Consider the following 11,076-nt stretch of genomic DNA (forward strand, 5'->3'; position numbering starts at 1 on the left):
GATGCCCCCTACCCATCTGCCGGAACAGCGGGCCCGGACCGAGGACCAGCGCGACGCGCGGGCCCGGCTCGGCCACGTTCTCGACCCGGGGTCGCTGACCCCGCTCGGCCCGTGGGACGACAGCGGCGTCCTGGCCGCCCGTGGCCGGATCCACGGCGTGGCGGTGACGGCCTACTGCACCGACGCGACCCGCATGGGCGGGGCGCTGGGCGCCGCCGGGGCGGACCGGATCGTCGAGGCGATCGACACCGCGTGCGCCGAGGGCTGCCCGGTCGTCGGCCTGTGGCATTCCGGCGGCGCCCGGCTCGCCGACGGCGTGGCCTCGCTGGACGGCGCCGGCCGGATGTTCGCCGCGATGACCAGGGCGTCCGGGGTCGTCCCCCAGTTCTCGGTCATCCTCGGCCCGGCGGCGGGAGCGGCCGCCTACGGGCCGGCCCTCACCGACCTTGTGATCATGGCCGACGAGGGCCGCCTGTTCGTGACCGGTCCCGACATCGTGCGCCGGGTCACCGGCGAGGACGTCGACATGCTCCAGCTCGGCGGCCCGGACACGCACAGCCGCGGATCGGGGGTCGCGCACCTGACGGCCTCGTCCGAGCGCGACGCGTTGAGCCGGGCCCGGCGGCTGGTGGACCTGCTGGGCCGGCCCGGCGTCTTCGGCCCGGCCGCCGGTACCGGCTCGGCCGCCGAGCCCGTCCGGGATCCGTCGGCCCGGCTGCCGGACAATCGCCGCCGGGCCTATGACGTGCGCCCGGTCGTCCGTGACCTGCTCGACCCGCCGGACAACCCGCCGCCGCCCGGCGGCACCGCCGACGGCGAGCTGGTCGAGCTGCAGCCGCGCTGGGCGGCCAACGTCGTGATCGGGCTGGGCCGGCTGCGCGGCCGGACCGTGGGTGTCATCGCGAACAACCCGCTGCGCCGCGGCGGCTGCCTCGACTCGGCCAGCGCCGAGAAGGCGGCCAGGTTCGTGCGCCTGTGCGACGCGTTCGGAGTTCCGCTGGTGGTGCTGGTCGACGTCCCCGGCTATCTGCCCGGCGCCCGGCAGGAGTGGGACGGCGTGCTGCGCCGCGGCGCGAAACTGCTGCACGCGTTCGCCGGCGCCGTCGTGCCCCGGGCGACGATCATCCTGCGCAAGTCCTACGGCGGCGCCTACATCGCGATGAACTCGCGGTCCCTGGGCGCGGACGCCGTCTTCGCCTGGCCGGACGCCGAGGTCGCGGTCATGAGCGCGTCGGCCGCCGTGGAGGTCATCCGTCGGCGCGAGCTGGCGGCGGTCGGCGCCGAGGAACGGCCGGCCCTGCTCGCCCGGCTGGCCGTCGAGCACGAACGCGAGGCGGGCGGGCTGGACCGGGCGGTCACGGCCGGGTTCGTCGACGAGGTGATCGAGCCGGTCCGCAGCCGGGACAAGCTGGTCGCCGCCCTGGCCGCGGCGCCCGCCCGCCGAGGGCGCCAGCCGAACATCCCGCTGTGACGAGCTGACGCCTCCTCAGCCGGAAGCCGCGGCCACCGGACCGGGTACCGGCAGAAAGAAGGAGGCCGTCCGCCACCGCGGCGAGTCCCGGGACCCGGCGGCCGCGGACGGCCTCCTGAACCGCCCGGGGTCAGTCAGGCGGTCGCCTTGACGGCCTCGCCGGCCGTGTCGTCCACTGGGACGGCCGGCGGGGACGGGTCGCGGATCGCGAGCGCGGCGATCAGCGCCCCGACCACCAGCAGCGCCGCGATCAGCCCGAATCCCCAGGCCCAGGCGCTCGTCTGGGCGGACAGCAGCCCCGCCCGGCTCGTGGTGGGCGAGGTGAGGGCGTCGAAGCGGGCGTTGGCCACGGCGGTCAGCGCCGCGATGCCGAGCGAGGCGCCGATCGGCTGGACCGCGTTGACCAGGCCGGAGGCGATGCCGGCGTCCTCCGGGGCCGCGCCGGCCACGCCGGCCGACATCACGCTGACGAAGGCGATCCCGGTGCCGACCCCGGAGATGAGGAACGCCGGCAGGACCACCCCGAGGTAGCCGCTGTCCGGAGTGATCCGGGCGAACAGCGCGATGCCCACCGCGGTCAGCAGCAGGCCGAGCACGGTCAGGGTCCTGGCGCCGACCCGCCCGAGCAGGCCGGAGGCGATCTGCGCCGAGAAGGCGATGGCGAACGACAGCGGCAGGAACGCGAAGCCGGTCCGCAGCGGCGAGTACCCGTGGATGGTCTGCAGGACGAGGCTGATGACGAACACGGTGCCCACGGAGGCGGCCGAGACGAACAGCATCGACAGGTCCGCCCCGGCGACGCTGCCCCGCCGGATCACCGAGAGCGGCACGAGCGGGTTGCGAGCCTGGGCCTGCCGGACCCAGAACGCGACGAGCAGCACGACCGCGCCGACCAGCAGGCCGATGGTCTGGACGCTGGTCCACCCGGCCTCGTTCGCCCGCACCAGGGCGAAGACCAGCGCGCCCAGGCCCGCCGTGACCGTCACCGCCCCCAACGCGTCGAAGCCGCCGGCGGCCTCGTCGCGGCTCTCCTGGAGCACTCGGGGGGTGAGGGCCAGCACGAACACCGCGATCGGGGCGTTGATGAACAGCACCCACCGCCAGGACGCCTCGTCCGTGAGCACGCCGCCGAGCACCAGCCCGAACGCTCCGCCGGTGCCGGAGACGGCGGCGAAGATTCCCAGGGCCTTGTTGCGGGCCTCGCCCTCGGCGAAGGCCAGCGCGAGCAGGCTGAGCGCGGCCGGGGCCATGAGCGCTCCGCCCACGCCCTGGACGGCCCGGGCGCCGATCAGCAGGCCGGGCGTGCCGGCGAAGCCGCCGACCAGGCTGGCCAGGCCGAACAGCCCGACGCCGATCGAGAACAGCCGCCGGCGGCCGAACCGGTCGGCCACCTTGCCGCCCAGCAGCAGGAACCCGCCGAACGTCAGCGCGTAGCCGTTGACGACCCACTGCAGGTCGGACTGGTTGGCGAAGCCCAGGCTGGACCCGATGTCCGGCAGCGCCACGTTGACGATGGTCACGTCCAGGACGACCATGGCCTGGCTGGCGGCGATGACGGCGAGGACGAGCCAGCCGGGCGGTGCCGTGCGGCCGCGGGGCTCGGGCGCGTTCGGCGTCGCGTGGGTCATGAGCGCTCCCAGATTTCACTCAACATGTGGTAAGCAGATGTCCGGGCGACCGTACGGCCCGCCGGGCACCTTGGTCAACGAACGTAGAGTGAGCAAAACTGTGACGCCGAACACACTTGTGGCCGAAGCCGAGAACGCCGGGAGCCGGGCCGACCGGCGGCTCAGGAGCCGGGCCGCCATCCTCGCCGCGGCCAGGTCGCTGTTCGGGGAGCGCGGCTTCGAGCGCACGACGATCCGGGCGGTGGCGGCCAGGGCGGAGGTCGACCCGGCGCTGGTCATGCAGCACTTCGGCTCGAAGGCGGCGCTGTTCGACGCCGCCTCCGACATCGGCCTCGGCCTGGCCGACGTGGTCGACGGCCCGATCGAGGAGCTCGGCGACCGAGCGGTCCGGCACGTGTTCGGCCAGGTCGAGGCGGCACCCGAGGCGACGCTGTCCATGCTGCGCTCGATGCTCACCCACACCCGGGCCGCCGAGGCTGTGCGCTGCGCGTTCACCCCGGAGGACGCGCCGCCGCCGCTGGCCCAGGCCCTGACCGGGAACGAGACCGAGCTGCGGGCGGGCCTGGTCGGCAGCGTGCTCATCGGCCTGCTCGTCGGCCGTTTCCTGCTGCGCTTCCCACCGGTCGACACCGCGTCGGTGGACCGGGTCGTCGCCCTGCTCAACCCCGCCCTGGCCGCGCTGATCGTCGAATCGCCGGAGGGCCGCCCTGGCCGCCAGGCCGGTCGGCCGGTCGTCGAGGCGTCGGGCCCGGCTGACGTGGTCGGCCAGGCTGACGTGGCCGGCCCGGCCGACGTGACCGGCCGGGCTCGCGTGGGCGCTGTGGTCGGCGGCGCCGGAGCGGCCGGACGCGAGGCTGGCGACCCGCTGGACGCGCTCGCCCGGGCCGAGGCCGAGCGCCGCCGCGCCGACGCGGCGCTCGACGACGCGGCCCGGGCGGCGCTGGCACGGGGCGCCACCTACGGGGAGGTGGGGCGGGTGCTCGGGATGAGCCGGCAGGCGGCCCGGCAGCGCTGGGGCCGGGCGGCCGTCGACCGGGCGGACGACAACTGAGATTGTCAATACCTCCGTCGCTTGACAATCTCAGTTGTCACCGTTGGGCGTTGGTGCTGGTCAGCCCACGATCCGGGGCTGGTTGGCCGGCGTCGGCTGATACAGCTCGGCCACCCCCGGCGGCAGCGGAACCGGGTCCTCCGGCCGGGGGAAGCGCACCAGGATTCGGCGGTAGGCGATCCGCCAGCCGTGGCCGTCCTCGGCCCGCTCCAGGACGTCGAGATAGTCGCCGTTGTGGACCTCGCCCGTGTCGGTCACCGCCAGGAACCGGCTGCGGGCCCGGACGATCCCGTCCGGGCCGACCAGGACGATCGTGTTCACGGTCTGGTGGTCCGGGGTCGTGCTCGGCCGCCGGCTCAGGTACTCGCGCCCGGCGTCCAGGCCGGTGACCACGGTGCCCGAGCTGTGGTGGGCCGAGGTGAAGCCCGGCGTGAAGACCAGCGGCAGGGCGTCCAGGTCGTCGTTGTCGAAGACGTGCGCGAACAGCGCGATCGCCTGATGGATCCCGGCGATGTCCGCCGCGGTCAGGGTGACCGGCGCGACGGCCGCCACGCCGCCGGCGGGGGAGTGGTCGACGCCGGCCGTCACCGCGCGACCTGGCCCGTCGCGACCCGCTCCTCGTCGGCCTCGTCGCCGTTGGCCCCGGGCGCCGGGTCGTCCGCCGCCGTGAGCTGGGCGATCACGCCGAGGCGGTCGGGCAGCACGCTGTACCGGGTGACCAGGCCGTCGCGGATGGTGAACGAGCTGATGCTGATGCCCTCGAAGTAGCGGCCGTTGCCCGGAACTCCGAAGACGAGGCCCTTCGCGTAGCCCGAGATCGTCCAGAAGGCCACCACGCGGTCGCCTTCCGCGACCAGCTCGGTGATCGTCGTGCGGACGTTGTCGGCGGTGGCGGCCAACCAGGCGGCGTGCTGCCGGAACCCCTCGCGGCCGAGCGTCGCCGCGTCCGGGCCCCGGGTCTCGTCGACGGCGTCCAGCGCGATGATCTCGTCGATCACCGTCGGGCTGGCCTGGTTCACACCCTCCTCGAAGTAGCGACGCACGACGGCCTTGTTGGCCTCCAGCGTCTCGCTGTCGACGACGGCTCTGATGCTCATGGGGTTTCTCCGTAACGGGCTGCGCCGCGCGGGCGGGTGGAACGGGCCGACGGGTGCCGGCCCGTTGTCGGAGGTCAGACCATCGGAGGTCAGACCATCGGAGGTCAGACCAGGGGTCGGGGTGTGCTGGGTCAGCGCGCCGAGGCGGCGTCGGGGTCGTCCGCGTCCGCCTCGCGGAACACCCGGCCGGTGAAGATCTCCAACGGGTCCTGGCCGGGGTAGGTCGGGGTCGGCAGCAGCCGCGTCGCCGCCGACAGCCCGCCGTCGACCGGGATCGTGACCCCGGTGACGAACGAGGCCGCCGACGACGTCAGGAAGTAGATGACCTCGGCCTGCTCCCGGGCCGAGGAGAAGCGCTGCAGCGGCACCTCGCGGTTGAACGCGGCCGCGAGCACCGGGTCGGCCAGCAGCGGTGCCGTCATCGCCGTGATGGCCGAGCCGGGGGCGATGCTGTTGATCCGGATGTTCTCGGCCGCGTAGTCGAGCGCCAGGGACCGGACGAGGTTGATCACCGCGGCCTTCGCCGCGTTGTAGCCCCAGATCCCGCCGGAGTCGCCGCGCAGGCCCGAGATGGACGACGTCGCGACGATCGAGCCGCCGCCGACCGCCCGCAGGGCCGGGACGACGGCCCGGACCCCGAGCGCCACCCCGCGCACGTTCACCGCCAGGACACGGTCCAGCCGCTCGATGGAGCCGTCGGACTCCAGCGGGCCGGTCCCGCCGCCGCCCGCGTTGAGCACGGCCGCGTCCAGCCGGCCGAACCGGCTGATCGCCAGCTCGACGGCGGCCAGGTTCGTCTTCTCCTCGGCCACGTCGCCCACGAGGGTGGCGATCTCGCCCGGCCGCTCCAGGCTCTCCAGCCCGGCCTCGTACCGGTCCACGCCGACGACGCCGTAGCCGCGTTCGGCGTAGAGCTCGGCGGCGGCGCGGCCGATGCCGGACGCCGCGCCGGTCACGATTACCACGGATCTCGTCACTGCTGGTTCTCCCTGTCGGTGTTCTGGCCAGACCAGTCCAGGCCCTCGATCCAGGTTTCGATCGCGGCCACGGTCGTCGCGCAGTGGTCTTCGAGGATGGTGAAGTGATCTCCGGGAACGTCCACGACGTCGGAGGCGCCGGGCCAGAACGCGCGCCAGTCCCGGGCTCCGGTGGGGTCGATGATCGTGCCCGGGATGGGTTCGGTGGCCCGCAGCAGCAGCACGGGGCTGCGCAGCGGCGGCGGGCGCCACCCGTCGAACAGGCGGATGTAGCCGCCCATCGTGGTGAGGCTGGAGTCGCTCCAGACCAGCTGGTACTGCTCGATCCGATCGAGCATCCCGCGCAGCATGGCGGCCAGCCACCATTCGCGCAGTCCTTCGAGTGTCGCGGCCTCCAGGGGATAGGAGTCGACCAGCGCGAGCCCCGCCGGCCGGAGCCCGAGCTGCTCCAGGCGGTGGGCGACGGCGTACGCGATCGTGCCGCCCATCGACCGGCCCACCAGCACGAACGGGTCCGAGCCCACCCACGGCACGACCGTCTCGGTGAGCAGGTGCACGTAGGTCTCGGCGCTGTCGGGCAGCAGGTCGTCCTCGGCGTAGCCGGGGCTGCGCGGCACCAGCACGTCCCGCCCGCCGCGCAGGAGGTTGCCGAAACGGGCGTACTCGTGCGGCCCGGAGATCGCGCTCAGCGCCGGGAAGCAGACGATCCGGGGCAGCTTCGGGCCGCCGCCGAGCTGGGCCGGCCGCGGGGTGTTCTCGGCCACCGCGGCCGCGTCGAACCTCTCCCGCAGCACCGAGGCCAGGCCGATCACGGCGCCGGCCTCGTCGTACCGGTCGGCCGCGCCGAGCGCGCGGAACAGGGCCGTGAGCGGCCCCTGCCGGGATCCGCCGGCCGCGGTGTCCGGCTGCCGGGAGCGGGCGTCGGCCGCGCGCAGGAGCTCCTCACCCACGAACGCGGCCAGCGCGGCCGGGGTCGGATGGTCGAAGGTGACGGTCGGCGCCAGCTCGAGGCCGGTGGCCGCGCCCAGCCGGTTGCGTAGCTGCACGGCGGCCAGCGAGTCGACGCCGAGGTCGGCGAACTCGGCGTCGTCGTCGATCGCCTCGGCGTCGTCGTGGCCGAGCACGGCGGCGGTGTCGGTCACCACCAGCACGCGCAGCAGCTTCGCTCGCTCGTCCTCGGCTGCCTCGGCCAGCCGGCGCGTCCAGGTGCCCTCGCCGGCCGGGCCCAGCCCGTCCGGGCCGGCCGGCCCGAGGCGCGTCGGCCCGTCGGGCCTGGGCCGCGCGAGGCGGGGCAGCAGGACGATCGAGTCCCGGACGGCGAGCTGGATCTCGCCGTCGTCCCTGGCGAGCGCCAACGCGGTCGGCAGCGCCTGGAAGGCCGCCTCGGAGCCGTCCACGTCGACGAGCACCAGCCGCTTGGGCTCGTCGAGCAGCGCGGCGCGCAGGTGCTCCCAGGCCTGGGTGGCGGCGAGGTCGAGATCGAGGTCGGGGTCGGCGGCGACGGCTCGCTGGGTGACCGCTACTACGGTCGCGCCAGCCAGCGTCTCCTCGGCCAGCAACGTGGCGATGTCTGCCGGCGAGGAGCGGCCGCCCGGCCGGACGGCCGCGGGGCCGCCGCCGTCGAGTGTCTCGCCCGGGGGTGCGCCGGCCACCGGCACCAGCAGGTAGTCGGGTGGCTGCTCGCCGGCCGCGAGCGCGGCCCGCGTCGCGGCCAGGTCGGCGAACTCGACCACGTCGACGCCGACGATCCGCAGCGCCAGCCCGGCGGCGTCCGGGTCGGCGCCCACGACGGCCCACCGGCCGCGGGCGGGTCCGGCCGGCCGCCGGGCCGCCTCCCAGCGGACCTCGGTGAGATCGTCCACGGCCTCGGCCGCCGGCTGCCCGGCGCCCGAACCCGCCGGCCCCGACAGGGGCCGGCCGGCGCCACGGGGCCCGCGGGCGGGCTCCAGCCAGAACCGTCGGCGCTCGAAGGCATAGGTGGGCAGCTCGACGCGGGCCGGTGACAGGTCCTCGGTCAGCGCCGACCAGGTGACCGCCGCCCCGCGGACGTGGGCCTGGCCCAGGGCACGCAGCAGGCTCGCCACCTCGGGCCGGCCCTTGCGCAGCAGCGGGACGGTCGCGCCGGCGCGCTCGCGGGCCCCGAGGGTCCTGGCGGCCAGGCCGCTGAGCGTGGCGTCCGGGCCCAGCTCGAGGTAGGTCCCGGTCCGGGCCGCGTGGAGGCGTTCGACGACGTCGGCGAAGCGCACCGCCGCCCGGACGTGGCGCACCCAGTACTCGGGGTCGGTGAGCTCGCCGGGCCGGGGCGGCTGGCCGGTCAGCGCCGAGACGACCGGGATCGCCGGCTCCCGGTAGGTCAGGGTCGTCGCCACCGCGCGGAACTCGGCCAGCACGGCGTCGACGTGGGGCGAGTGGAAGGCGTGGCTGACCGCCAGCCGCCGGGTCCGCCGGCCGTCGTCGGCCAGCCGTGCCGCGAGGGCCAGGACCGCCCGTTCGTCGCCGGAGACGACGACGGAGCGCGGCCCGTTGACGGCCGCGATGTCGGCCGCCCCGCCGGCAGCCGGACCAGACCCGTCGAACGCCTCCAGCGCGGACCGCACCTCAGCCTCGGCCGCCTCGACGGCGACCATCGCCCCGCCGGCCGGCAGCGCCTGCATCAGCCGGGCGCGCGCCGCGACCAGCGTCGCCGCGTCCGCCAGCGAGAGCACGCAGGCCGCGTGCGCCGCCGCCAGCTCGCCGATCGAGTGCCCGGCGACGTGGGCCGGTCGCACCCCCCACGCGGCCAGGAGCCGGAACAACGCCGTTTCCAGCGCGAACAGCACCGGCTGGGTGTAGAGCGTCTGATCGATCAGCGCAGGGTCGATCACGCCGGCCGGGGGTGAGCCGGCCTCGGCCAGCGCGCCGGCGAAGGCCACCCGGGCGATCGGGTGCGCCGTGGCCCCGGCGAGGGCGGTGTCCAGCGCGGCCGCGGCCTCGTCGAAGGCGGCCGCGAAGACAGGGAACGTCCGGTACAGCTCGGCCCCGGCACCGGCGCGCTGGCTGCCCTGGCCGGCGAACAGGAAGGCCAGGCCCCCGGTGGGCGCGCCGACGGCGACGGCGGGATGCTCCTGCTGCCGTGCCAGCGCCAGCAGCCCGTCGCGGAACCCGCCGAGGTCGGCGGCGACGACGACCGCCCGGTGGCCGAGGCGGGCGCGGGTGGTGGCCAGCGCGTGCGCCACGTCGAGCGGGCGGGGCGGCTCTCCCGGCTGGCCGTCGTAGGCCGCCGCGAGGCGCGCGGCCGACGCGCGCAGCGCCGGCGCGGTCTTCGCCGACAGCACCCAGGGCAGCGCTCCCGGGACGACCGGCGCCTCAGGCGGGCCCGGCTGGCCGGCCTGGGCGCTCCCGTCGCTCCCGTCGGTCTGGTCGGGCGGCCCGTCGCCGGCCGTCCCAGCCGCGCCCTCGGCGGTGGGCGGCGCCTGCTCCAGGATGAGGTGGGCGTTGGTGCCGCTCACGCCGAACGACGAGACCGCCGCCCGCCGGGGCGCTCCCGTCTCGGGCCAGGGCCGGGCCTCGGTCAGCAGCCGGACGGCGCCGGCGTCCCAGTCCACGACGGGAGACGGCGCGTCCACGTGCAGGGTCTTCGGCAGCAGCCCGTGCCGGATCGCGCCGATCATCTTGATGACGCCGGCCACCCCGGCGGCCGCCTGGGTGTGGCCGACGTTGGACTTGAGCGAGCCGAGCCAGAGCGGCGCCGCCTCCGGGCGGTCCTGGCCGTAGGTGGCCAGCAGCGCCTGGGCCTCGATCGGGTCGCCGAGCGTCGTCCCGGTGCCGTGGCCCTCGACCACGTCCACCTGGTCGGGGCGCAGCCGCGCGCTGGCCAGGGCCGCGTGGATCACCCGCTGCTGGGCCGGGCCGTTGGGGGCGGAGAGGCCGTTCGACGCCCCGTCCTGGTTGACAGCGCCGCCGCGCACCACGGCGAGGACGTCATGGCCCAGCCGCCGGGCGTCGGAGAGCCGCTCCAGCAGCAGCAGGCCGACGCCCTCGGACCAGCCGGTGCCGTCGGCCGCCGCGGCGAACGCCTTGCACCGGCCGTCCGGGGCGAGGCCCCGCTGGCGGGCGAAGTCGACGAAGCCCTGGGGCGTCGTCATGACCGTCACCCCGCCGGCCAGGGCCAGGTCGCTCTCCCGCGAACGCAGCGACTGGGCCGCCAGGTGGATCGCCACCAGGGACGACGAGCAGGCGGTGTCCACGGTGACCGCCGGCCCCTCCAGCCCGAACGTGTAGGCGATCCGGCCGGAGGCGACGCTGCGCAGGTTGCCCGTCCCGAGGTAGCCCTCCAGCTCCTGCGGGGTGTCGTACAGGCCGGGGGCGTAGTCGCCGCCGGCGACGCCGGTGAACACGGCCGTGCGGGTGCCCCGCAGGGAGGTCGGGTCGAGCCCGCCCCGTTCGAACAGCTCCCACGCCTTCTCCAGCAGCAGGCGCTGCTGGGGGTCGGTCGCGAGCGCCTCGCGCGGGGAGATGCCGAAGAAGGCCGCGTCGAAGTCGGCCACCCCGGCCAGGAAGCCGCCGTGACGGGTGTAGGCGGTGCCCGGCGTGTCGGGGTCGGGGTCGTAGAGGCCGTCGAGGTCCCACCCGCGGTCGGTCGGGAACGGCCCGATGGCGTCCCTGCCCTCGGCCACCAGCCGCCACAGGTCGTCCGGGCTGTCGACCCCGCCCGGCAGCCGGCAGGCGGCACTGATGATCGCTATGGGTTCCCGGCCGGCCGACTCGACCTCGCGCAGCCGCCGCTGGGCCGTGCGGGCGTCGGCCAGCGCGCGCCTGAGGTACTCGCGCAGTTTCTCGTCCTGTGCTGCCATGCGCGGTGCGCTCCTCGCGG

7 protein-coding genes are annotated in these 11,076 nt (G+C 75.7%); 2 read left to right on the top strand and 5 right to left on the bottom strand.

Annotation, left to right across the window (positions count from 1 at the left end; translation table 11 throughout):
* The first annotated feature begins 1 nt into the window (after nucleotide 1).
* Nucleotides 2–1,471 carry an acyl-CoA carboxylase subunit beta gene (locus FRAEUI1C_RS15345; protein ID WP_013424221.1) on the top strand — a complete coding sequence of 490 codons (1,470 nt, stop codon included), beginning with the start codon at nucleotides 2–4 and terminating at the stop codon, nucleotides 1,469–1,471.
* A gap of 134 nt (nucleotides 1,472–1,605) precedes the next feature.
* Here the strand turns inward: FRAEUI1C_RS15345 and FRAEUI1C_RS15350 are convergent, their stop codons facing one another.
* Complete coding sequence (locus FRAEUI1C_RS15350) at nucleotides 1,606–3,099, bottom strand: MFS transporter (protein ID WP_013424222.1); 1,494 nt, start codon at nucleotides 3,097–3,099, stop codon at nucleotides 1,606–1,608.
* Nucleotides 3,100–3,187: 88 nt separating this feature from the next.
* On the opposite strand from FRAEUI1C_RS15350, the gene FRAEUI1C_RS39570 reads away from it, so the two are divergent.
* Nucleotides 3,188–4,150, top strand: coding sequence for a TetR/AcrR family transcriptional regulator (locus FRAEUI1C_RS39570; protein ID WP_198318757.1), 963 nt, complete (start codon nucleotides 3,188–3,190; stop codon nucleotides 4,148–4,150).
* Nucleotides 4,151–4,210: 60 nt separating this feature from the next.
* Here FRAEUI1C_RS39570 and FRAEUI1C_RS15360 read toward each other — a convergent pair whose 3' ends face one another.
* From FRAEUI1C_RS15360 to FRAEUI1C_RS41640, 4 genes are all read right to left on the bottom strand, one after another.
* On the bottom strand, nucleotides 4,211–4,738 hold the full coding sequence (locus FRAEUI1C_RS15360) for a YybH family protein (protein WP_013424224.1): 528 nt from the start codon (nucleotides 4,736–4,738) through the stop codon (nucleotides 4,211–4,213).
* Nucleotides 4,735–5,247 (bottom strand): ester cyclase, encoded by a 513-nt coding sequence (locus tag FRAEUI1C_RS15365; protein WP_013424225.1) that lies wholly within the window; start codon nucleotides 5,245–5,247, stop codon nucleotides 4,735–4,737. The genes FRAEUI1C_RS15360 and FRAEUI1C_RS15365 overlap by 4 nt, the downstream gene beginning before the upstream one ends.
* Nucleotides 5,248–5,378: 131 nt before the next feature.
* Entirely contained in the window at nucleotides 5,379–6,224 is an 846-nt protein-coding gene (locus FRAEUI1C_RS15370) for an SDR family NAD(P)-dependent oxidoreductase (RefSeq protein ID WP_013424226.1), read from the bottom strand.
* Complete coding sequence (locus FRAEUI1C_RS41640) at nucleotides 6,221–11,056, bottom strand: type I polyketide synthase (protein ID WP_013424227.1); 4,836 nt, start codon at nucleotides 11,054–11,056, stop codon at nucleotides 6,221–6,223. Before FRAEUI1C_RS41640 ends, FRAEUI1C_RS15370 begins: the two co-directional genes overlap by 4 nt.
* Nucleotides 11,057–11,076 lie beyond the last annotated feature (20 nt).

It is taken from the genome of Pseudofrankia inefficax (genome assembly GCF_000166135.1).
Classification (GTDB): Bacteria; Actinomycetota; Actinomycetes; order Frankiales; family Frankiaceae; genus Pseudofrankia; species Pseudofrankia inefficax.